Raw genomic sequence first — 25,092 nt, 5'->3', positions numbered from 1 at the left:
TAACTCTTACCGGCTAATGTTGTTTACCATTTTTACGTGATATACCGTCAACAATACCGCGCACTACGTATTTAATATATTCGCCTTTTCTGCCTTGAGAGGTAAAAGAAAGTAAATATTTAGCAATACGTAACACGATAGCTCCGAGTGAGTAGGGTCTTTCATGTTTTTCGAAAAGCATCCTTGAAAGGAGCAAGTTTCTGACCAGATAGTACACTTTCCAGGGCGGCGTTATCCCACCCTGGCTAGCAGGTACATCATGCAGAAACATCAGCTCCGGTGAGTATCGGAACCGATACCCTTGTTGACTCAACCTGTAAGAGAAGTAAAGATCATCATAATAAATAAAAAGTTCTGGCCAGATGTACTCGATGTTAGCGGCTAAAACGTCTTTGCGTATTATTGCGCCAACAAATGAGAGAGTAACAACATCCGCGGGTTTATGCTCCGCGGGGGTGTAACGTCCGGGCTCAGTTATGTAGTCCAATGTTTGTAACAGCGACGTTGGCATCTTGCTGAAAGGCACGTTCATTTTGCATAACGCCCCTTGCTTGTCCAGTACCCGACTACAGTAGGCCGCATAGTCGAACCGTTGCGCCAAATCGCAAAAACGCGTCAGCAATGCGCTATCAGGATAGGCATCGTCATCGAACATAAACACCCAGTCGGTATCTATCTTGCTCGCAATATACTCTGCACCGAGCCTGAAACCACCTGCACCACCATCGTTTTGCGTAGCGCGTATGACGTGCAAACGGCTATCTTCGATGCTATTCAGCCACGGCTGAGTTTCGTCGGTCGATGCATTATCAACAATGATAATCTCTTCAAACGGCAACGCAGAGGTTGTCGCCCAACATTGTTTCAATTTTTCCAGGCGATTGAATGTAACAATTAACGCCGAGCTTTTCATCTGATGCTGACCGTAAATACCGGCATGGCGTTTTCTTGTTCCAGGCCTGCCAGGTAGGTTTCAGCCGTTTTCAGCGCTTCGGCGATGGTCACATCCATATCCAGGTAGCGATACGTTCCTAAGCGGCCGATGAAAGTAATGTCATGCTCTTTTTCAGCCAAATCGACATACTTCTCCAACAACGCCATTTCGCCGACCTGGCGAATCGGGTAATAAGGAATATCGTTTTCTTCACAGGCGCGACTGTACTCTTTATAACAAACCGACCCTTCGTGTTGCTCCCACGGGGAGAAGTACTTATGTTCGGTGATACGGGTATATGGTACCGACTGTTCACAATAGTTCATCACCGCGCAACCTTGATAATCCCCTTCCACGGTGAATTTTTCAAAGTCCAGAGTGCGGTATCCCAGGCGCCCATACTGGAAATCATAAAACGCATCCAATGGACCACTGTAAAACACATGATCGTAGCCCTCACGATCCTGCATTTGGAATTGGGTATCCAACGCCACCGAGATATTCGGGTGATCTAAAATACCTTCCACCATTTTGGTATACCCGTCTTTCGGCATCCCCTGGAACTTATGATTGAAATAGTTATCATCATAATTAAAGCGGATAGGCAGGCGTTTGAGAATAGAAGCCGGCAACTGTGCCGGGGACATTCCCCACTGCTTGATAGTATAGCCTTTGAAGAAGGCTTCATACAGCTCTTTGCCGACAAAGCGTAGCGCCTGCTCTTCGAACGATTGCGGGTCAGTAATACTGGAATCGCCTTTCTCGGCGATCAAGGCTTTCGCCTCCGTTGGCGAGCAGGTCTTTTTGAAGAACTGGTTAATGGTGTGCAGATTAATCGGCAGCGAGAAAACCTGGCCATTCACCGTCGCTTTTACACGGTTAACATATGGCATCATCGTGGCGTACTGATTCACAAAGTTCCATACTTGCTCGTTGTCTGTGTGGAAAATATGCGGACCATAGGTATGCACCATCACGTCTGTCTTTTCGTCCCGAGCGTCGTAGCAGTTGCCTGCGATATGAGTACGACGATCGATGATATGAATTTGATGACCTTGCTCAGCCAATTTCCGCCCGATGACCGCACCGGAAAAACCTGCACCTACAATTAAAATTTTTCTACTTTTCATCATCAAATCATCCAATAATTGCACGTCTAACTTTGTAATAATACTTAGTCATAAAATTGCGACGTGAAGTGCCTTTAGGTGCCATCTTGTTAACCATGGGCATCAAGGCTCGTTTCACTTTGGTTTGAAACAGCACGACCGGTGCACTTACAACTTGCGGCACAGTACGCGAGGAGATGCTCGAACCAACCAAACGCTCATAAGCCTCCAGAGCCCAAGGTGTTTCTACGACATTTTTGTGGTAATTATCGAAGAAATCCACATGACGCGTGTTCCATGGTTTGTTCTCACCTGCGAAATGGATCATTTTAGGCTTGCTGCGCGCATCGAGAAAACGCATATAGGTCGAAAATGGCAAGTTCGGGAAGAAATCATCTGTATTTCCATTGCCATGATAAACATTCCACTCCAGTGGCAAATAATGGACACGACCATGGAAAACTTTATTCATTATGTCTTGGTCGAGGAACCAATAGGTTTTGCTTTTCATTGCATCCATCAGGCTGGAGAACGTCTTCTCCTGGTTCATCTGCTTAATGTTAAACACTAAGATGCCCGCCTGGAAATAACCGTTCGGATCCGTCATTCCCAATGAAGTTGACAGATATTCCTTCGCCGGCATCACGCCATCGCTGGACTGCGACATTGCGCCAAACAAGACAAATCCTTCCATCACGATGTCTTTAACCGCCGCGACCAGGTTATCGCCTAGCGGTACAGCCAGCAATTCGGAGAGATCACTTTCCACTACGGTATCCGAGTCGATAAAAATAACTTTGTCAAACTCGGCAAAAAGCTTAGGAATAAACAGGCGTGCATAGGTCGCTGCACTGAAATGTGCTCGTGTAAAGACGCTTTTTATCTCGGAAAACGCATTAACATCAAAGAAGCGAAGCTTAATATTATTATGCTCAGATACCATCGAGAAGAAGCGCTTTTTGCTCGCCAGCGAAACGCCGTTCTCTAACACTACCACGTCATAATTCAGCTCTGGATTGGCATGCTTGATAATAGAGTTAATCAATGCTGCGCCACTAATTGCGTAGTTATCATCAAAGCAGATGACTACCGGCACATTGTTCTCGGCAAAGGCCGGTTTCAGTGTGGCGGTAAAAGTTTCTTGTTGAATGAAGGTTCGCTGTAATTCTTTTATTTTGAAGTTGCGTTTACTAGCTTGATATTCAACATAAATGTTCAGTAAGCGTTCGGAAATATGCCCAACCACCCGTTTCTCTTGAGCATTGTAGTTTTTGAACCTAAGTTTCGACTCAAGCTTATCTAAAATAGAAAACAACCAAGAGGAGTAGTCATCAAACATGTCCTTTTTCATCACGAACATATTTGTATAATAACCATCCGATGCATTATTAAATTTATCAGCTGCAGTTTTATACTCTGGATAGAATTCATCAATAATTTTTAAAGCTGCATCGTAATCTTCAATATGCAAATAATTAGATACTTTGTAATGCTGATAGTTATTTTTGCTACCTGCCGCACTGACATCCCATTTTTTTGGCAAGATAATATCAACATCAGTTAAACACTGAGCGATATCCTCATCATTCAGACCAAACTGTTTATGATAAGTTTCGTCAATTTTCTCATAGTTGATAACCCCCCAATTATCTTCTTGGAGGTTTTGATCTTTTGAGAAATTAAAATGGCGTCGATAATGCATAAACCCAACATAATCAGCCGGTTCTGCATTTTTCCACGCCCAATAATGTGCAGTCAGTTCGCAATAAAATGGATTCTTGAACGAGATGTTATCGCCAGTATCGTCACCTGGACAGCCAATTTCATTGAGACTATTCGCTTTTCCAACATGGATGGGCTGAACCAACGTGGAGTCAAGAAAAGCACTTGGTTTATGGTGACAAGTGTATATCTTAATACTTTTCATTTGAATTACCTAGTAGTCATATTTATAAATTTAGGCCATTGCTGTCTTATACTGAGAGATAATAGAGTGAGCATCACCCATGGCTTTCATTTTATGGTTTTCAATCCAAATGACCTTATCACAAATTTTCTCGACATCTTCAAGATTGTGGCTAACAAAAAGAATAGTAACGCCCTTGCTCTTAAATTCGTTGATCGTTTTTATACATTTGCGTTGAAACGCAATATCCCCTACAGCCAACACTTCATCAATAATCAGGATATCCGGATCAACTTGCGTAATGACTGAGAACCCCAGCTTCGCCAGCATACCGCTGGAGTATACTCGGATTGGTTCATCGATAAATTCCCCCAACTCGGAGAACTCGATAATCTTATCCAGGCGTTGTTTTAATTCTTTACGACGAAGGCCCAACAGCGTGGCATTCAATCGGATATTCTCTCTGCCGGTCAGTTCCGGATGGAACCCACCGCCCAATTCCAGCATGGAAGCCACCCGGCCAACGACATGAACAGAACCGGAAGACGGTTTCATCACGCCAGCGACCAAACCAAGCGACGTACTTTTCCCCGCGCCGTTTCGGCCAATGAGAGCAACGGACTCTCCTTTTTGCACCTGGAAACAGATATCCTCGATCGCCAAATAACTGCGCCCACTGAGCAAACTCAGCGCCCGACGAGGATTAAAAATCAGCTCCTTAATGCCAGATCCAATATGATGGTATAATGGATAGCGCTTAGTGACATTTTTAAATTCTATAGCTACGCTCATTATAATATCTCTGCAAATCTGTACTTCAACTTATTGAAAATGCTGACACCAACGATAATGAACAGCAGCGCATATCCGTAGAGCATACCGATTTGGTGATAATCAATAACCCCATTCATAAACAGATCGCGCCAACTCAGTATCATGTTAGCCAACGGATTGTAATCAACCATAAAGCGATATTCTTGGGGAATCATATCACCGGAGTACAGAATTGGCGTGCAATAAAACATCAACATGATACCCAGCGTAATGAAACGCTCCAGATCGCGGAAGAAAAGGTTCAGCGTTGACAGCATCATCGCGATCCCGAAAGTCATCATCATCTGCGCAATACCGATAAGTGGGACTCCCCACAGCCAATCAATCGATGGACGCATATCATAAACATAGAGGAAAACAATAATAACCGGAATCGTACAAAGGAAATGCAGGCACTCCATCAGAACATTACTAAAAGGAATGACCGAGCGTGGAAATACGGTTTTTTTGATAATCTGCGCGTTAGCAATAAACGAATATAAAGAGTTAGTCGTTGAACTGGCAAACCACTGCCAAGGGAACAGACCTGTAATAATAAAAACGGTATAGTTTGGTATTTGAACCCGCATGACCAATTTAAAAATAAAATAGTAGATCATAGCAAAGAGTAATGGATTAGCAATTGACCATAAATAGCCAAAGAAGCTGCTTTTATATCTTACTTTTAATTCTTTCTCTGTGATGACCGAAGCCAAATCCCAAAGATAACCTAAGCTATACTTCATATAAAAACTCGATTTAAGATTGAAATTCCCTGACAGATGAAACATGGCCGTACGTCTTCAGGTCCAGCGTAGCCTGGGTGGCATGACGGGCAGCATGCCTTTCTGAGCTCATCGCAGCCACGCTACCGCCCCTGGCGTTGTGGCAACCAGAGCACACTTAAAACAACCTGTTGATTTTACTTCATAACCGGGAAAACTTCCTGCACCCGGTTCGCTACACACCACGATGAGCGCGTGTAGCCTGCCCTCAAGTTACATCCAGCCAATCCATTTTACTTTAGGAATCGGCTGTATTCGTCAGGTACAGCAGACGCTTAAGCCTGCAGCATCCCCCTTCAACCACTCAGAAAATGCTTCACCCTGCGTCGGATGGCGAAGACCATACTCAACAAAGGCCTTCATATAACCTAATTTATCACCACAATCATGAGAGCGCCCAACCATGGCGAAAGCCTCAACCGGTTGTTGCTCCATCAACATGGCGATAGCATCGGTAAGCTGGATCTCACCGCCAGCACCATAAGGCGTTTTTTCCAGCAGCGGCCAGATATCAGCCGTCAAAACATAACGGCCGACGACGGCCAAATTCGAAGGAGCCTCTTCCTGAGAGGGTTTTTCGACGATAGCATGCATCGGCACGCTTTGGCCTGGCGCCACGGCCGCGCCGCGGCAATCGACCACGCCGTATTTAGATACGTCTTTTTCTGGCACAGGTTCAACCATAATCTGACTGCGACCACGCGCTTCGAATTCAGCAATCATGCTGGCGAGGTTATCTTTCGTCAGATCAGAGGCGATATCGTCCATCAGCACGTCCGGTAGCAACACGGCAAACGGCGCATCACCGATCAGAGGTCTGGCACAGAGTACTGCATGGCCCAATCCTTTAGATTGCCCTTGCCGCACATGCATCAAGGTCACGCCTTTCGGGCTGATAGACTGAACTTCTTCCAGCAGCTGGCGCTTGACGCGTGATTCCAGCATGCTTTCCAATTCAAATGAGGTGTCGAAATGGTTTTCAATGGCATTTTTTGACGAATGCGTGACCAGAATAATCTCTTTAATACCGGCAGCGACGCATTCATTTACGATGTATTGGATAAGAGGTTTATCTACTACCGGCAGCATTTCCTTAGGAATCGCCTTCGTGGCCGGTAACATGCGGGTACCAAGACCGGCAACGGGAATGACAGCTTTCAGCATATCTGTGGGGGCTCCCAACGACTTCAGTTTCATTAATGCAACATGTAAAAATTATCGCGATAACGCTTCGGCGCTATCACCGCCCTCGATTATGCGACCAAGGGATCTCTATTTTCTTCGGGCCGAATTATACACTCATGTAGGAAGTTAATACATTAACGCCACATAGACAAAACTTCATTTGTCTATGCAGTAACCACCAGCCACCAAGAAAAAAAACAACACATTGAATAATAATAAAAAAAATCATAGACACTTTCGAGCTTGCCCTAAAAGTCTTCTGATGCCTGGCACTGTTTTTGCCTGAGTAAGGTGGGAGCGACCAAAAAACAAAATATAATAAGCACGCTAATAAAAAACACCGGATTATTGAGAATGATTATTAATTACAAAATCTATGTTACTCGATATCTCCATGGCCAACAACGAAAAGCCCACATCAAGATGTGGGCTTTTCGTTGCTTAACTTTATATCAGTTTTCTTACTTATACCCTTGAGGATTTTTCTTCTGCCAATTCCAAGTATCGCGCATCATATCATCAATGCCTCGACTGACTTTCCATCCCAGCTCCTGATAAGCCAGATCGGCATTCGCCCAGAAGGCGGGCAGATCACCGTCGCGACGCGGCAAGATTTGGTAAGGGATCGTTACCCCGGACGCTTTCTCAAACGCCTGAACCATCGCCAGCACCGAATGCCCTACGCCAGCCCCAAGGTTGTAGGCCTTAAATCCATTGATCTTTGGCAGATGATCCATCGCCTTCAGGTGGCCTTCGGCCAGATCCATGACATGGATGTAATCGCGTTCTCCCGTTCCATCGTTTGTCGGATAATCCCCACCGAAAATACCCAGCCTCTCCAGCTTGCCGATAGCCACTTGTGAGATGTACGGCAGCAGGTTATTGGGAATGCCATTGGGATCTTCACCAATCAAACCGGACTCGTGAGCACCTACCGGATTAAAATAACGCAAGGCGATAATCGAGAACTGAGGCTCTGCTTTAGCAAAATCTTGCAGGATCTGCTCCACCATCAACTTTGATGTCCCATAAGGGCTGGTTGTCCCACCGATCGGTGTCGTCTCCACATAAGGCACCGGCGAATTGGCACCATAGACAGTGGCAGAAGAGCTAAAGATAAAGTCGTGCACGCCGGCACGACGCATAGCATCCAACAAAACCAGCGTGCCGGTAACGTTATTCTGATAATACTCCAGCGGCTTGCGCGTTGACTCCCCTACCGCCTTAAGACCGGCAAAATGGATCACGGCAGTGATCTCATGAGCGCCAAAGATGCGATGCAGGCATTCGACATCCTGAACGTCTCCCTGATGAAACTCTGCGGCTTTCCCCGACAGTTTCTCCACCCGCTGCAATGACTCCGCAGATGAGTTGGACAAATTATCCAACACCACAACGTCCTAACCACGCTCCAGGAGCGATAGCACGGTGTGTGATCCGATGTAACCAGCACCACCGGTAACTAAAATTGCCATATCACTCCCCTTATACTTCGGCAACATTCTTGATTCGACAAAAATGCCCTCATCGATACCGAGCGCATCATACAACCTTCTGAGCATTCCATGAAGAGAGAGCGGTAAACCGCTCTCATCCAAGACTATTCAATGTATTAAGCGTTAAACTTGTGCACCGAGCAACGCTAAAATCTCGTCGGTCTTCGCTTGCATCAGCGCAACATCGGCGCGCGATTCGACATTAAGACGCACCACAGGTTCCGTATTGGAGGAACGCAGGTTGAAACGCCAGTTTGCGAACGACATGCTGATGCCATCGGTATAGTTTACCTCATCCGCTTGCGCCAAATAGTATTGCTTGACGCTTTCAATGGACACGGCCGGCTGTGCCAGTTTGATATTGATCTCACCGGAAGACGGGTAGGCGGCAATGCGATCTTGTACCAGTTGCCCCAGAGTTTGTCCCTTCACACTGACCAGTTCAGCAACCAACAGCCACGGGATCATGCCGCTGTCACAATAAGCAAAATCGCGGAAATAGTGGTGGGCGCTCATCTCGCCGCCATAAATGGCGTCTTCCGCACGCATGCGTTCCTTAATGAAGGCATGGCCGGTTTTCGACATCACGGGCACGCCCCCCGCATCGGTGACCACATCGACGGTATTCCAACTCAGACGCGGATCGTGGATGATCTTCGCTCCAGGCTGTTTCTGCAGGAAGGCCTCCGCCAGCAAGCCGACGATGTAATAACCCTCAATGAAATCGCCTTTTTCATCGAACAGGAAGCAGCGATCGAAATCGCCGTCGAACGCGATCCCCATATCAGCGCCATGCTCACGCACCGCATCGGCGGTATCCGCGCGACACTCAGGCAGCAAAGGGTTGGGAATACCGTTAGGGAAAGCCCCGTCCGGCTGGTGATGCACCTTGATAAACTCCAACGGCACGCCCCGCACCTTGAGTTGCGCCTCGATGGCATCAATCACATGCCCTGCCGCACCGTTGCCCGAGTTGAGCACCAGCTTCAACGGCTTGAAGTTTTTCACGTCAACGTAAGACAGTATGTGCTCTACATAAGCCCCCAATACGTCCTGGCGGACATAGCTACCGCGCGTTGCTGCCGGCGCCTGAAAGTGATTTTTCTCCGCCAGTTCTTGAATCGCTCGTAGCCCGGTATCGCCGCTGATTGGGCGAGAGCCTTCGCGCACCAACTTCATGCCGTTGTAATCGATAGGATTATGGCTGGCGGTCACTTCCACGCCACCATCGGTTTTTAAATAGGTTGTGGCGAAATAGATTTCTTCGGTACCGGTTAAACCGATGTCTATCACATCAGTGCCTGAATCCTGTAAACCTTTCGCCAGCGCCAGTTTCAGGCTTTCACTGGTCAGCCGCACATCGCTGCCCAATACGATGGTTTTAGGCTGCAAAAACTCGCCGTAGGCGCGCCCAATACGATACGCGATGTCCTCGTTCAGCTCTTCGCCCAGCTTTCCCCGGATGTCATAAGCTTTAAAACACGTCAATTTTTGCATTACCAAACCCTATTAAACTCTGCCATAGCGATCTTGCAAACGCTCAATATCATCTTCTTCCAGATAGCGCCCCGACCTGACCTCGATCATTTCCAAATCGATTTTTCCCGGGTTTTCTAGCGTATGGACACTGCCCGCGGGAATGAAGGTAGACTGATTTTCCGACAAGAAAAACTCTTGATCATCAACGTTAACTCTTGCTGTCCCACTCACGACGATCCAATGCTCGGCACGGTGGAGATGGCGTTGCACCGACAACCCCTCCCCTGGCCGCACAATAATTTTCTTCACCTGGAAGTGCGTGCCGCTGTCGATGTCGCAAATCTTGCCCCAAGGCCGGTAGGCGGTGGAATGCTGGCGAAAATGATGAAGATTGCGCTTTTTAAGCTCATCAACCACTTTCTTCACATCCTGCACTCTGTCCTTGTGAGCGATCAGCAAGGCATCATTGGTGTTGACCACGATCAGGTTTTCCAACCCAATGGTCGCCACCAGCGCGGACTCAGAGGAAATGTAGTTGTCATTGGAATCGATCGAGATAATGTCGCCCACATTGACATTGCCCAACGGATCTTTTTCGGAAACCTCCCACAATGAAGACCAGGAGCCGACGTCGCTCCAGCCGGCATCAATGGGAATCACTACGGCATCACGCGTTTTTTCCATCACCGCATAGTCGATGGAATCACTTGGACAGTGTTTGAAGATGTCTTGCTCAACCCGGATAAAATTCATGTCGCGCTGACTGTTAATCACAGACTGCTGCGTTGCGCTGAAAATTTCAGGACTAAACTGCCGCAGTTCCTGCAGGAACTTGGCGGTCTTGAACATGAACATACCGCTGTTCCAGCTATAATCACCACAGGCGAGGTATTCGATCGCTTTCTCCAAACGAGGCTTTTCAACGAACGAATCAACTTTGAAACAATCATTGGACAGGTGACTGCCGCGTTTGATGTAGCCGTACCCGGTTTCCGGATGTTCCGGAATAATGCCAAATGTGACCAGATGGTTATTGCCTGCAAACGAGATAGCCGTCTGGATAGCCGCGTGGAAATTATCGACCTTCGTGATCAGATGATCCGCAGCCAGCACCAAGAGCATGCTGCCTTCGTCTTCTTCAGCAGCAAGATGAGCGGCTAACGCCACTGCCGGCGCGGTATTGCGCCCTACAGGCTCTAAAATAATATTGGTCGCTAATTGTCCGATTTCACGCAATTGCTCAGCAACCAAAAAACGGTGTTCCTCATTGCAAATGACCAAAGGAGCGGCAATTTCAATACCAGCCAGCCCCGACAATCGCTGTAACGTCTGTTGCAGCAGGCTCATCCCACTGTCATCAATAGAAAGAAACTGTTTAGGGAACGATTCTCGCGACATCGGCCACAGACGGCTCCCAGTACCGCCGGCCATCACCACAGGAATTAGTTTGGACATTATCTACCCTTTACTCAGTCATCGTTCTTATAAGGACGACGCCACTCATCAGCAGCATCATTCTAAAATTCGTACGATCGTCGACCAATCGCTACATTTTGCTAAAAGTATAAATTCCCCTAACCTACCGCCCTTTGTCAGGAATTATGTTTAGAAATAAACCAGGCGAGTAAAAACACAGGAGGAACTACCAACCGATAACATAACGCATTAACGTAAAAAAGAGCAGCATAGCGCTGCTCTTTCAGATTAATGCTCATAGTGAATATGTTGCTAGCGACTGCGGGCAAAATACTGCGCGACCCGCATAACATCTTTTTCATCCAACGTACCTGAATCGCTCAGCAAGGTGATCCATGATTTGATGTAGGCGTATTTGGCGGAAGCCAGATCGCGCTGGGCGCTATAGAGCTGCTGTTCGGCGTTGAGCACATCGACGTTGACGCGTTGCCCGGCCAGTACGCTCTGCCGAGTCGCCGTCACCTGTGTAGTAGCCGATTGTACCGCCAACTCGTAGGCCGCCACCTTGGCGCGGCTGCTGATGCACAAATTGTATTGCTTGCGCAGATCGTTGAGCGTGGTGCCCGTCTGTGCATCCATTTCATACATCGCCTGGCCATAGCGCGCCGCCGCCTGCCGGGTCGACGCCGAAACGCCGCCGCCGGAATAAATAGGCATGCTGACCTGCACGCCGATGCTGTCGGTACGGTATTTCTGGTTAACCGTATTATCGCTGCTGGAGTCGTTTTCCGAATGCGAAGCATACAGCTGAACCTGAGGCATAAAGCCCGCACGATTCCTTTCGACATCATACTTGGCGGCGTCCACGCCATGACGTGACGCGGCCAACACCGGGTTGTTCTCCAGCGCGATCTTTTGCCACTCTTCGAACTTGGACGGGATCAGCGGCGCCACCTTAAACTTGCCCGGACGCAAAACCTGCAATTCATCCAGTTGGTTCAGCGGCATGCCGATAATCACTTCCAATTCGCGCTGGGCGGCGTCCAGCGCATCGCGCGCTTCGATTACCTGCGCTTCGGCCAGGCTGTAGCGCGCCTGGGTTTCCGATACGTCGGTAATGGTGCCTTCTCCGGCGCTCATCAGGCGATCGTTCAAGGTCAACTGTTCCTTGTAAGCCGCCTTTTGCGCTTCGGCCAACGCGATTTGATCCTTGGAATAGGCCACTTCGACATAGGCGTTAATCACCCTAACCGCAAGATCCAGCAACTTGCCGCGATAGCGCTCGTCCGACATCATCGTCTGCGCCACGCCTGCTTTGTAGCGCGCGTACGCTTCATAGTCGAACAGCGGCTGCGTCAGCGTGATCGAACTGGAATAACTGCGATATTGCTGCCGCCGGGTGACCTCCGAAACATTGCCGAAAAAGTCGCTCTGCGGATATTTTTGCGTCTGCCAATTGCGCGGTGAATTCTGATAGTTCAACGACACCTTCGGCAGCAGCCCCGCCCTACCGATGTTTTCGTTCTCATCTCCCGCTTCTTTCTCTTTTATAGCCGCCCGGAAGGTCGGGTCCTTTTCTAATGCCAGCGAATATGCGTCTAAAATCCCTATCGAATAAACCGGCGCAGATATCGCAAACAAAAGGGTGCCGATAACCAGACCGGCAGCCTGTCGTTTTGATTGAATCAAAATTATTCCTCGGTTAATGAAGTATGAGCGCGATCCAAAATAGGTTTAAACAGATAGCTCAGCAGCGAGCGCGAGCCCGTTTTCACGAACACCTCGACCGGCATCCCCGGCTTGATGTCCTCGCCACTGAGCATCTTCATGCCCTCCGGCGAGACCGTGACCTGCATCTGGTAGTAAGGTTCTCCATTGGATTTGTCGACCAGGCGGTCGGCGGAAACCAACGTGACCGTCCCCGGAATTTTCGGGGTTTTGTTTTGGTTGAAGGCGGTAAACATCAGATCCACCGGCAACCCGTTGTACACCTTGTCGATCAAATCGACTTTCAGGCGAGAATCCACCACCAGCGTCGCCTGGCTGGGCACAACGTCCATCAGGTGGTCACCCGCTCCCACGACGCCCCCCTGAGTGAAAATATTCAATCCGACCACGGTGCCATCCACCGGTGAGATGATGGCGGTGTTGCCCAGATCGAAGTCGGCCATTTGCAGCTTGTTGCGGAACTCGCTGGCGTCCATTTGGGTTTGCGCCAGTTGCGTCCTGACCTCGCGCTGATAGTCGGCGAAGCGTTGATCGATGCGCTGCTGAGATTCCTGCAGCTGCTTTTGCAATTGACCAATCCGCCCGATGGTTTCATCGATGCTGCTGTTCACCTCAGCGAACTGGCGCTGGACTTCCAGATAACGATTGCGCGGCAAATAACCGTCCGCCGCCAGTTGCTTCATGCTGTTCATCTGCTCACGCAGGCTGGAAAGTTGGATCTGCTTGTTGGCGCGCGAATCCTGCAGGCCTTTCAACTGGAAGCGGATCCCATCCATCGACTGCTTATAACCGTCAATTTCACTTTGCAGCCCCTGGCGGCGAGAGGCGAACAGCTGCGTTTGCAACGCGATGATTTCGGCCACGCGCGGCTGATCCTTAACCTGGGTGAAAACAGGGGAAAAAGTGACCTTGCTCAGACCATCGCGTTCAGCCAGTAAACGCCCTTCGGTGGCCAGCGTGGTGTAGTACTGATCGCGCAGCGAATCAACCTGAGCCTGCGCCTGCACCTGGCTCAATTGCACCAGAACCTCACCGGCTTTCACCTTGTCGCCGTCTTTCACCGCGATATTCTTGATGATGCCGCTGGCCGGGGCCTGCACCGTTTTGCGGTTGCCGGAAACGGTTACCGATCCCGGTGATGCCACCCCTTTATCCAGAGGCGCGAACGCTGCCCAGGCCAAAAATCCGAACAGACCAATTCCCACTACCAGCCAGCCCATCCGGGTAAACCGCCGTTCATCCTGCGGGATCTCTTCAATATACGAGTCTTGCGGCTCGCCAATATGCGTCGACATACCAACTCCTTTACACTGCGGACGGCAATGAAGCCATCAGGCAATTCACGGCTTAATTAATTTGCGTTTTTGGGATGTTGCCTTCATCCGGCTCAGAATTTACCGCCCTCACCGCTTGCTGAGGCTGTTGCGTCTGCGCTTTTTGCGCATTGGCCAACGCCTGAAGCACTTGTTGAGTCGGGCCGAACGCGTTGACGTTGCCATTCACCAACAGTAACAACTTGCTGGTCATCGACAGCAAATTGGTGCGATGGGTAATCAGAACCACCGTTTTATTACGTTGCTTGAGGAACATAATGGCCTGGTTCAACGCTTTCTCGCCCGCATCATCCAGATTGGAGTTAGGCTCATCCAATACCACCAGCGAAGGGTCGCCGTACAATGCGCGCGCCAGGCCGATACGCTGTTTCTGTCCACCGGACAACCCAGCGCCACCGTTGCCGAGCACCGAATCGTAGCCGTTAGGGAAACGCAGGATCAGTTCGTGCACACCGGCCAGCTTAGCGGCTTCAATGACTTTCTCTGAATCGATATCGTTAAAGCGAGCGATATTCTCGGCGATAGTCCCGGCAAACAGCTCAATGTCCTGCGGCAGATAGCCGATATACGGCCCCAATTCATCCTTGTTCCATTGATAGATGTCGGCATTATCCAACCGAACAATCCCTTCACTGACCGGCCAAATGCCGACCAGCAAACGCGCCAGCGTCGATTTCCCCGACGCGCTCGGGCCAATGATCCCCAGCACGTCACCGGGCTGGATGGCAAAAGTCACGTTATGCAATACCGCATCGCCTTTGGAGCCCGGCGGCGTGGCGGTGACGCCTTCTACAGCGAGTACCCCTTCCGGACGCGGCAAGGACATACCGGTGCCACGTTGCGGGTGCGTTTCCAGCAGCTTGACCAACCGGCCATAAGAAAGCTTTGCCGCGCTGTAGCTCTTCCAGACGTTAATAACCTGCTCAATCGGCGCCAGCGTTCGCCCCATCAGAATGGAGCCGGCGATCATCATACCGGGCGTGATGTGCCCATCGATCGCCAGCCAGCCCCCCAGCCCCAGCACCAGCGATTGCAGCGACATGCGCACAAACTTGGTGATCGATGTGACCCGCGATGCCCGTTCGCTGGCGATGCGCTGACTGTTCAAAAACCGCTGGTGGAGACCGAACCACCGGCGTTTCAGGTTAGGCAACATCCCCAAAGCCTCGATCACTTCGGCATTTCGCAGATTGGTGCTGGCCAGCGTACCGGACATAATCGACAGCTTGCTGGCCTCCGCCAGCGGCTTTTTCGACACCATTTCGTTGATCACCGCCAATGCGATCAGCAACAGTGCACCGACCAGGGCGAAAAGCCCCAACCAAGGATTAAACAGGAATATCACCAACAGATAGATCGGAAACCACGGCGCATCAAAGAAGGCGAACAGCGCGCTGCCGGTGAGGAATTGGCGCAGATTGGTCAAGTCACTCAGCATCTGGCCGGCGTCGGAAGAACCGTTTTTCAGATTCGCCTCGTAGGCCGCAGTGTAGACTCGTGTGTTGAGACGCATATCCAGCTGACTGCCGATACGGATCACCACCATGCTGCGCACGTATTCCAACAGCGACATCATGCCGAACATGCCCAACATGATCAGCGTCAGCATCAACAGCGTGATTTCATTACGCGAAGGAAGCACCCGGTCGTAAACCTGGAGCATATAGATAGAAGGAACTAGCATTAATAAATTAATAAATGCGGTAAATATGCCAACGGTCCAAAAAACCTTACTGCGAGTCCGTATAACATCCGCAATTTCATTGCGCGGTATAAATTGATTCACTTTCTGCCCTTACATCATGTGCACTGTCAGTCAAAATCCGCATTGGACTCTTATAAGGAAAATCCTAAAAAGGGAAAAAATAAAATAAATCCTAAAGAACCCCCACCCCAGACATGCTCGAGACTGCAGATACTTTTTCTAACTATAGGTAGAGAAAGCGGATATCAGCAAGGCCGTAAGCAAAAAAAAACGCCTCACGAACCACAGAAAAAAACGAATGAAAACAGCAGGGTAAATAGTAGGCAGGGCAAAGCGAGTTTAGTACGAAAGGGAATAAACCAGAGATAATGACGTGGTTCACAAAATTCAAAGAATACGGGGTGTTCACACACCCCGTATTATTTATTGGCTAACAGTTTCAATGGGAATTATTTCCCACTGGAACCCCTACTTACGCGTAGTGCAGCGTATCCACCAATTGCTGGTGGTTCTGCCCGGTCAGGTATACCACGGTATCGTTGAGATCCAGCGCATGGTTATCGTTGTTGTCGATAATCACATAAGAGCTGGCAGTATTACCGCCACCGCTGAATACTACGGATGCCACACCCACTTTCGACGTCAGCGAGTTGCTGCTGTCCAGACCGAGAATGCCGCCCAGCAGGCCGATAACGCCGTTGGTCAAACCGCCCACCAGCGTCCCCAACAGCGCATCCAGTGTGTCTGCGGAACGTGTGCCGTAGTCCGCGACCGCCGTGCCGGTGGCGTCATTGGAGATAGTCAGGCCGCCATGGTTAACATCGACAATCTTGTCTTTAAGGCTGCTAAAGTCCTTGATGGTCACACCCGCCTGGGTGTTACTCGCCTTGATGTCATAGATGTTGGCACCTGCGCCACCGGTCAGCGTGGTGTTGCCAATCACGCCCAGGGTATCGGCAGCACTGGAACCTTCCACGGTCATTTGGTAACCGTTCAGACCTAACGCCGTCAACACTGGCGCCAACAGGTTGGTGGTAATGACGCTCAGCGGCAGAATGTTCAGCAACTGAACGATGATACCGTCACCGGTACCGCCATGGCTGGAGTCGAGATTCAGACCAGCGGTATTGGTGGACGCATTGATATCACGCACGTTGCTGAAACCGCTGCCCAGGGTCAGATCCAGCGCGTGATCACCGGTCACGTTGATGGTCTGAACCTGCGCATTAGTGCCGGCCAATGACAGAATGTTATCAAAGCTGCCAGTACCGCCTGAGGCCACGTTCACCGTGCTCAGCGCGGTACCCAACAGGGCGCTGCTGCTGCTGTTCAGGGTGATGGCGCCTGCATTCACATTGGCAGAACTCACCGCATCGAAGTTGATGTTGAAGTGATCGGTGGCGTTCTGCACGAAGGTGAAATTCAGCGTACTGGCGGAGGTCGCGTCCCCTTTCACTTCCAGCTGCGCGGCGTTGCCGCCGGCGGCGTTGATGACGTTGACGTTAGCCAGACCGGAGATCACAAATCCTTGCGTGCCCAGATTAGTGGCCGCCGCGTTCTGCGTAACCGTGCCGCCGGTAGTGCCTTCAACCGTAGATGTACCGTTGGTCAGCCCAAAGTCAAAGGTGTTGGTTGGCGTGGTCACGCTGGTGGTGGTCGGAGAACCAATCAGCGGTGTCGTAATCAGCGTACCAACGGACTTGCCGATATAGCCGGTCAGGTCGATCTTCTCGAAATTCGAGAAGTTATTGGCGTTGCTGGTCACTGTGCTGGTGCGAACGCCCAGGGCGTTCTGGTTGGTCACCACAGTTTTGGTAATGAAGTTGGCGGAGATGGAGTCCGTACCCGCGCCGCCGTCAGCCTTAACCGTGTTGGCCACGCTGTTCGCACCGCCCGAAACCCCGTTCCCTGCCCAGTGCAGGCTGTCGTTGCCGGCGCCAAGGTTAAACTGCGCCGTGCCGGCCGCAATGTTTGCCGCCGATGTGACGACTACGTCATCCGCACCCGAACTGGCATTCAAGATGACGTTGCCGTTATTGACGGTGATATCTACGCCTGGATTAACGCCGTTGTCAGACAGGTTGACCGTTGCTGCGCTGGTGCCGTTAATGGTCAGATTCGCCAGATGGTCGGCGAACTTCAGGTTCACGGTGCTGGCGGCATTGGCGTTCAGTTGGACATTCGTCAGTACCGCTGTTTCGGCGTTGCTGATTTGATGCGACGTGCCGGTGTTGACGGTACCGGTTGCGTTACCGCCGGCGGCTGTAGTCGTCAGGCTAGCCGCGGCTTTGTACAACAGGCTGGTACCGATATCAAACTCAAATGCGTGCTGCTGAGTGACAGTAACCGCGTCAGTAGTCGTTGAAGTCCGCAGGTCATTAATGATGGCCTGGGTAATAACCGATTTATCAGTCCCCAAAGCACTGTAAAGCGCCAGCTGAGCCGCCGTAGCTGCAGTACCGTGAACAGCGGTGTAAACATGTTGGATAAAGTTATCACCAGTCAGTTGTGCACCTTTACGTTGGAACTCATCAGACGTCAGTAGATTACTTATAAACCCTTTGTATGTCGTCGTGCTTAATGAAAGGTATTTACTCCAATTATCCAACGCACCGGCATCAATACCGCGCTCAGGAACTGCCAAATATACTGCTGCAGCCTGTTCCTGAGCTGCAAGACCACCGATTTGACCTTGCGCATAGATAACCGTCGCATCATTAAAATGCTGCTGCGCAACAGAATCTGTAGGAGCGACCGTCCCACGAAGCGCAGTGATGATTTCCGCAACAATTTGACCTCGAGAACTTCCACCAGTCAGTTCCCCTAAATAGTGCGAAAGCTCGGTCGACGATGGTGCCCGCTCATAACTAGCTGCGAAGACGCGAGCCAAGAAGTCATTGTTATTCAAAGACGTCAAATAGGAGCGATCAGCTACGAATTTATCAGCAACCTGAACAAGCGTTTTGGTCCCTGAGTTGATAAGTGAACCGAATAAATTAACATTGCTCGATTGAGATATCAGCCCCAATACATGATATATGGCCTGAACATCCGATGCACCCGGACCAGCAGCCGCTGCCGGACTGGTTGCTGGATATAAAATTTTATTAATTTGTGAATCGAAGTTAAGCTGTGATGTCGTTGTTGCGGAGTCAAATCCATGATAATTAATAATATTTAAAACTACTGTAGAAATCGAGTCGGCAAGCGTAGAAGATGCCAGCAAAGCCTGAAGTGTTGCAACTGGAGCCGCACTTCCATACGCTTTAGTGTACACCGCCTGCAGAATATCTAAATCCGTTTTGCCCGCATATAACGCCACACCAGCAGAGGAGGTCAGCAAACTTGTTACATAACTGCCAGCTGAAAGGCTGCCTGTTTCTAACTGTGCGCCGACACTATCATAAGTTGAACTTGCCGCACTTTGCCCCAGAACGGCATACATAACTGCAGCCGCCTCTTTTTGAAACGCCAGAGAAGCCATAAAAACCTCCTTCGAGGTAGATTTTTGATTAAGCAAAACCTGTCCCTTTATTAATCAAGAAGATGAGGGAAACAGGAAGTTATAAGAACCTCATAACTACTAATACTCTAACTAACTTAAAGATTGCTTTACCCCCTAACCGTACAGAACCATAGCGACACATACTAAAGAAAGGCCATAAACCCCCCCTTGTCAAGGAGTAGGATTTTTTTTATTTAAATATAAAAAAATCATAGCAGGTTGAATTTTAATGGATTTTAAAAATTAAAATTAAAAACCACCCACAATCACCAAGTCAGGCCACTCACACAATAAAATCAAAGGGAAGGTCGGAACCAAATTAAAATCACATAAAAAACAAATATATAATTAAATACAAAAAAAATAAAATAGGAATCCCCTTAAACATCATACAAATAAGTCATAACATACCCACTCTGAAGCCAAGGCTATCATTGAGTCTCGAGTAAGAAACCTGAACGGATATCACTTGCACTGTTGATTTTAGTTTAAATACGTAACATGGTGTTGGCTCCCACAAAAACCCGAAACTATTGTTAAATGCATTAAGCAAGTAAGTAAACATACCGGTTTAGTTTTACGAACTTTTGGGAATTTACGGACTTTTCACCATCAGCCAGTATTTTTCCTATGCCGGGTTACTTAGGGATTAATGAGGCTGCTCAGTGCATTATTTCGTAAACCAGTGCGTTGTGATTAGCGTGCTTCACTCTGAGTCATGAACAAATATCGCTATACGATACTTCAGGTTAAAGCGATCAATGGAGTATTCACGGCTACTTACCTCGTTTTCGGACCATTCAGGAGAATTTCTATTGCCAGTACTTCACGGTTAAAACTATCCATCGCGTCGAAAGTCCGGAATCGTCTGCCGCGGTCAGCACATCAGACATAGAATCGATGGGACAGGTCTGGTTCGATGATGAAAGGTCGCGTGCAGTACGGAATTACGCACCGGTAGATGTTGTTTACCAATGAGGCAAAAATAGAGCTTAAGCAGATGGCAGATGGCAGATGGTAGATGGTAGATGGCAGATGGCAGATGGCAGATGGCAGATGGCAGATGGTAGATGGTAGATGGTAGATGGTAGATGGTAGATGGTAGATGGTAGATGGTAGATGGTAGATGGTAGATGGTAGATGGTAGATGGTAGATGGTAGATGGTAGATGGTAGATGGTAGATGGTAGATGGTAGATGGTAGATGGTAGATGGTAGATGGTAGATGGTAGATGGTAGATGGTAGATGGTAGATGGTAGATGGTAGATGGTAGATGGTAGATGGTAGATGGTAGATGGTAGATGGTAGATGGTAGATGGTAGATGGTAGATGGTAGATGGTAGATGGTAGATGGTAGATGGTAGATGGTAGATGGTAGATGGTAGATGGTAGATGGTAGATGGTAGATGGTAGATGGTAGATGGTAGATGGTAGATGGTAGATGGTAGATGGTAGATGGTAGATGGTAGATGGTAGATGGTAGATGGTAGATGGTAGATGGTAGATGGTAGATGGTAGATGGTAGATGGTAGATGGTAGATGGTAGATATGATGAACGCTTCTATGGTTCCAGGGACGCCTCGGCATGCTAATCACCTGAAAAATTTTAAAATCCACGCTTTATCACTTATTTCAACGTTTTTAACAAATAATACATTTTCATTATGAGGTTCTCGAAACTCAGGCTCGAAAACAGCTGTTTCAACCGACGGTTTTCGCCCTAGATATCTTTCATATTTTTGATATCAAAGGACTCGATACCGCCGAACTTAACTTTCAGCTTGTAATAACTGAGTGCAGAAACACCAGCTCCGATGGAATAAAAAACGGCGATGCTCTTGTGTTCGACGAATCGGAAGATTAAGCATGGTGAACTCCTCAAGGGATATAATAAGTATGTCGGAAGACATCTAAATATGCATGGTATGGTTTACCAAGATATATATGCGCGCACCCCTGAATATGCTCATAAAAAATCAACCGGGAAATTCCAATAGATCATGGAATACAAAGAGTGATTACTATGAAATAAAGATAGAAATGCAAGCAGAAGGAATGTAGGAAAATATAGACACCAAAGGAGAAGGAGAAGTAAAGCGAAAGTAAAATGGGCTAAGTGTCTTCAGTTCATAAAAAAAGAACTCACCACGACTAATACCCCCTATTGATCACAACATTGAAAATGACTTTTTCTACATTCAAGTGAGCATCACCAATATTTCTTACTGTAATGGTAACAACACCATCTTCATCTAAAGAAGCATTCAGCGAGGCTTGCATCAGAGGTAGTGAACACCCTAACGAATTGATCGCCCACCCAGACTTAGCACCTAAAGCGACACTTTTGATGATTGCTTTTTCACTAGGAGCCAAATTGATTTTTTGAGGAGTACTGCGACAACTTATGTTGGCAAACTTCTCAATACTCCAAATACCCGGCGAACCACTTTCAATGCATACCCATTCAGAGGGCATACCTGGTTCAGGACAGCGCTGTATGGCTCTATCGCCGGCTTTAAACTCACCATATTTGGGAACACCAAATAAGCACACTTTATTTCCAAACGAAGAAAAATCCGTATCAACCATATGTGCTGCTGTCATCATACCAGTGAAAACATTCTTAGCGGGTGATTGAATATGATTATTTTTAATCAATACTGTTCCTGAAGGTGCCGATGCCAGATGGAAAACAGAGAATGGCGAGCTTAGCTCTACTTGATTTCCAATAAAAATCAGATTGGAAATATCTAAAAGCCGAATATGTCCCATCCCTTTATTTTCAATGATATTACCTATAAAATTTATGGAGCCTCCGAGCTTAAAATCGGCAATGTTTTCACCTGCTGTTTTTTTTAAACTGCTTGCAAAAAAGTTAGCATTAATGATGCTATCCATAGCGTTAAGTAAAGTACGGCTATCGCTAATACGATTAGCTGATATTGTCGCATTAGTAGAAGAAATAGCTGGATAATCGCCACTCTCTTGCAACCCACACCTTTCTAAAATATTATCAGATATAATGGTATTCTGAACATCGATGCCATTTGCACTAAAGAATGCCACCCCGGCTTGGCCTGTATTTTTCACCGTATTGCCAGAGACGATTGTTTTTTTAATTGGGTATTGCTGTGGGTTATTGTGAAGGGCATTATCGACGATAATGCCAAATCGAACTACCGTATCAATATCATTTGCAACTACTTTCAGATTTTGAATATTAGTAAAAGCAATACCATAAGAAGTATTACTAATAGAGTTACCGCTCACTAAAAGATTGCTAAAAGTAGTACTGGATCCAGTTTTCTCATCGTTAAGAGTAATACCTCCCCCCAGAGTTCCTTTTAAACCAAAGGCATCTGTAGCGGAAAATATCCTATTACAAATGATTTTCCCATCATATGATGGGGACCCACTTGTTTTCAGAAGGATACCGTCACCATTATGCTCATATATATCATTGTTAAAAACAAGCCATGAGAAGCAGGCACGAATAGCAATTCCCTCTTCACCTAACTTATGAACAAGACAATTCTCCACTCTGAAATGAGATGAATCTGATATTGATATTGCATCTGTACGGTAGCTTATGTTTAAACCACTAAGTTCAAAATTTGAACACCCTCTAATTTCAATGCCATTGCATGTTTTCCCCCACAAATCGGTGGTTTTTGATGAAGATATTGTGATATTCTTTAAAATAAAGTTCTGTTTATTCTCAACCTTAAAAACAGCCTGATCACTTTCCTCATTATCTAAAAATACTGTCCCTCCTCCGATAATATGACAATTGGATGGCAACTCGAAGTTACCTTTACTTACTCTATAATACCCTCCCAATGTAATTTCAACGATATTATTCGATGAGAGAACTCTAGCTTGCTGTAGCATTTTATCAAAACTATCATAGCTATCTCGCTGTATCTGCATATTAACTTCTGTCAGCGATTGATTGGTGCCATCCAAACTCCTCCCATTAAAAAACATTTCGGGGCTTAACTTTATCGTTTTAGCCCCATCATTCTTAAATGAGCCAGGGCGCAGCTTATCAAAACCTACAGAGTTAGAAGTGGCCTCACCACTGCTTTCAGCACTTGAAGATATACCAGCTACAGAAGCACCAGCCGCCGCAAGCAGCATGCTTTTTACAAGTTCTCGCCTCTCCATCCTCCCCCCTTATCATCCAACACTCAAAAGTTAATAAGCTCCATCCCGTTTCAAAACAACTGAAATAGTTTTAAACAAGATAGCGATATCGTTCCATAGAGCCCAATTTTTTACATACCAAGCATCAAAATAAACACGAGTATCATAATCAATATCATTTCGCCCACTGACTTGCCATAATCCCGTCATGCCAGGCTTAGCCATAAGATAATAGTCAACATCACCTGCATATCGTTCAAGCTCAGCCTCTACAACAGGTCTTGGGCCAACCAAGCTCATTTCACCTACTAAGACATTCCAGAGTTGTGGTAATTCATCAAGGCTAGTTTTACGTATAAACGCACCAATTTTAGTAATTCGAGGATCATTTTTGAGTTTAAAATCCTTGTTCCACTCCTCGCGAGCCGCTGGATCTCTTTCAAGTAACTCACTGAGGACCTCTTGTGAGTTAGTTACCATTGAACGAAATTTTAAGCACTTAAACTTCTTTCCATTATATCCAATACGCTCATGTCCATAGATTGCCTTCCCACCGTCTCGCGATACTTTGTAAGCCAAAAAAATCAATATAGGCATTAAGGCAACGATAATAGAAAGAGATCCTACTATATCAAACACCCTCTTTAATAACCTTGATGAACGCTTAGCAAGATTGTTACTTACACGCAAGATCATCACTTCATGGCTAAAGATGAATGACATATCAGTTCCGTATAATGGAACACCTCGTAGTGTTGGAATGACAGAAACTGAACGGCAATTATGTTTCACCAAATTCTTTAACCACCAATCCCGTAATGCATGCTGCTCAAATTCAAGCGCAATAATGAATTGAGTGCTCTCAACATCAGAACACTTCCATAGCTCTCGCTCATCCCTAATAATAGGAATGTTAAATTTGTTTTCAGCACAAGAGTCATCTGAGCATACAAAGGCTGCAACCTCAAACCCGAGAACCTCTTCACTTTGTAGTGCAGCGTAAGCTTCAAATGCGTTTTTTCCAGTACCGATTATTATTGTGTGCTTCTTCCAGAGGTTGAACTTGTTAAGCATTCTTTTTGTTAATGATCTGCCTAAAGGAACAAGAAAAATAATCAACGCCCAAGATATAATCCATACATAACGGGAGAAATTCCATTTTGAGAAAGCAACAAGCGCCAAATCTAAAATAGCAAAAATAATGAGTGTTCTGACGATTTCTTTTAGCTCAAACCAAAATGGTTTTCTATATGTATAATGACGGAGTCTAGTCCAAAACCAAATAACACACAAAACAGAAAGAATAAATTGAGCTGCAGCCCTAACAGCAAATTCATCTTTCGGAATGAACTCCTCTATGCCACCAAAAACATTATAAATAATAAGATAGGAAAGATATACTGAAACATTAAATAAAAAAATATCAGACAATGCCAAAGATAACTTAGTAATATAATTTGCCATAGACCCGTTTTCCATACTCATAAGATTCGCCCAAGGAATATTATTTTATGAAATAGCGAAGAAGTATAATTTTCTTTCATGAAGTTG

At 47.3% G+C, this 25,092-nt stretch carries 16 protein-coding genes and 1 pseudogene; 1 reads left to right on the top strand and 16 read right to left on the bottom strand.

Going from position 1 to position 25,092, the window contains the following annotated elements; translation table 11 throughout:
- Window positions 1–13 precede the first annotated feature (13 nt).
- The 14 genes and pseudogenes from J0F90_RS07895 to J0F90_RS24880 form a co-directional block, all read right to left on the bottom strand.
- On the bottom strand, window positions 14–913 hold the full coding sequence (locus J0F90_RS07895) for a glycosyltransferase (RefSeq protein WP_033640861.1): 900 nt from the start codon (window positions 911–913) through the stop codon (window positions 14–16).
- Window positions 910–2,064, bottom strand: a complete 1,155-nt coding sequence (gene glf, locus J0F90_RS07890; protein WP_033640862.1) for a UDP-galactopyranose mutase — start codon at window positions 2,062–2,064, stop codon at window positions 910–912. The genes J0F90_RS07895 and glf overlap by 4 nt, the downstream gene beginning before the upstream one ends.
- Window positions 2,065–2,071: 7 nt before the next feature.
- Entirely contained in the window at window positions 2,072–3,970 is a 1,899-nt protein-coding gene (locus J0F90_RS07885; RefSeq protein ID WP_033640863.1) for a DUF4422 domain-containing protein, read from the bottom strand.
- Between the two features lie 30 nt (window positions 3,971–4,000).
- The gene (locus J0F90_RS07880) at window positions 4,001–4,741 is read right to left on the bottom strand and encodes an ABC transporter ATP-binding protein (protein WP_033640864.1); all 741 of its coding nucleotides are present in this window, start codon (window positions 4,739–4,741) and stop codon (window positions 4,001–4,003) included.
- A complete protein-coding gene (locus tag J0F90_RS07875; RefSeq protein WP_033640865.1) occupies window positions 4,741–5,508 on the bottom strand; it encodes an ABC transporter permease in 768 nt (255 codons plus the stop codon). The genes J0F90_RS07880 and J0F90_RS07875 overlap by 1 nt, the downstream gene beginning before the upstream one ends.
- Window positions 5,509–5,805: 297 nt before the next feature.
- Window positions 5,806–6,711 carry a UTP--glucose-1-phosphate uridylyltransferase GalU gene (galU, locus tag J0F90_RS07870; protein WP_033640866.1) on the bottom strand — a complete coding sequence of 302 codons (906 nt, stop codon included), beginning with the start codon at window positions 6,709–6,711 and terminating at the stop codon, window positions 5,806–5,808.
- 482 nt (window positions 6,712–7,193) lie between these two features.
- Window positions 7,194–8,126, bottom strand: a complete 933-nt coding sequence (galE, locus tag J0F90_RS07865) for a UDP-glucose 4-epimerase GalE (protein WP_227944625.1) — start codon at window positions 8,124–8,126, stop codon at window positions 7,194–7,196.
- Between the two features lie 225 nt (window positions 8,127–8,351).
- Window positions 8,352–9,725: a phosphomannomutase CpsG gene (gene cpsG, locus J0F90_RS07860; RefSeq protein ID WP_033640867.1), complete on the bottom strand. Its 1,374-nt coding sequence runs from the start codon at window positions 9,723–9,725 to the stop codon at window positions 8,352–8,354.
- 12 nt (window positions 9,726–9,737) lie between these two features.
- Complete coding sequence (locus tag J0F90_RS07855; protein ID WP_033640868.1) at window positions 9,738–11,162, bottom strand: mannose-1-phosphate guanylyltransferase/mannose-6-phosphate isomerase; 1,425 nt, start codon at window positions 11,160–11,162, stop codon at window positions 9,738–9,740.
- 273 nt (window positions 11,163–11,435) lie between these two features.
- The gene (locus J0F90_RS07850) at window positions 11,436–12,812 is read right to left on the bottom strand and encodes a TolC family outer membrane protein (protein ID WP_016928415.1); all 1,377 of its coding nucleotides are present in this window, start codon (window positions 12,810–12,812) and stop codon (window positions 11,436–11,438) included.
- 2 nt (window positions 12,813–12,814) lie between these two features.
- The gene (locus J0F90_RS07845) at window positions 12,815–14,146 is read right to left on the bottom strand and encodes an HlyD family type I secretion periplasmic adaptor subunit (protein WP_016928416.1); all 1,332 of its coding nucleotides are present in this window, start codon (window positions 14,144–14,146) and stop codon (window positions 12,815–12,817) included.
- Window positions 14,147–14,198: 52 nt separating this feature from the next.
- Complete coding sequence (locus J0F90_RS07840) at window positions 14,199–15,971, bottom strand: type I secretion system permease/ATPase (protein ID WP_028127960.1); 1,773 nt, start codon at window positions 15,969–15,971, stop codon at window positions 14,199–14,201.
- Window positions 15,972–16,362: 391 nt separating this feature from the next.
- The gene (locus tag J0F90_RS07835) at window positions 16,363–19,374 is read right to left on the bottom strand and encodes a beta strand repeat-containing protein (RefSeq protein ID WP_033640869.1); all 3,012 of its coding nucleotides are present in this window, start codon (window positions 19,372–19,374) and stop codon (window positions 16,363–16,365) included.
- Window positions 19,375–20,178: 804 nt separating this feature from the next.
- Window positions 20,179–20,321: pseudogene (locus J0F90_RS24880) on the bottom strand (IS3 family transposase); the annotation flags it as partial.
- Window positions 20,322–20,416: 95 nt separating this feature from the next.
- On the opposite strand from J0F90_RS24880, the gene J0F90_RS24875 reads away from it, so the two are divergent.
- Window positions 20,417–20,479, top strand: a complete 63-nt coding sequence (locus J0F90_RS24875) for a YXWGXW repeat-containing protein (protein WP_151251012.1) — start codon at window positions 20,417–20,419, stop codon at window positions 20,477–20,479.
- A 1,067-nt stretch (window positions 20,480–21,546) separates the two neighbouring features.
- On the opposite strand, the gene J0F90_RS07830 is transcribed toward J0F90_RS24875, so the two are convergent.
- Complete coding sequence (locus J0F90_RS07830) at window positions 21,547–23,562, bottom strand: right-handed parallel beta-helix repeat-containing protein (protein WP_080286927.1); 2,016 nt, start codon at window positions 23,560–23,562, stop codon at window positions 21,547–21,549.
- Between the two features lie 30 nt (window positions 23,563–23,592).
- On the bottom strand, window positions 23,593–25,005 hold the full coding sequence (gene wbaP / locus J0F90_RS07825; protein ID WP_015377232.1) for an undecaprenyl-phosphate galactose phosphotransferase WbaP: 1,413 nt from the start codon (window positions 25,003–25,005) through the stop codon (window positions 23,593–23,595).
- Between the last annotated feature and the right edge of the window lie 87 nt (window positions 25,006–25,092).

It is taken from the genome of Serratia marcescens subsp. marcescens ATCC 13880 (genome assembly GCF_017299535.1).
In the GTDB taxonomy this organism is placed as follows: Bacteria; Pseudomonadota; Gammaproteobacteria; order Enterobacterales; family Enterobacteriaceae; genus Serratia; species Serratia marcescens.
The sequence above is the reverse complement of the archived record's forward strand: the minus strand, read 5'-3'. Positions and strand labels throughout refer to the sequence as shown.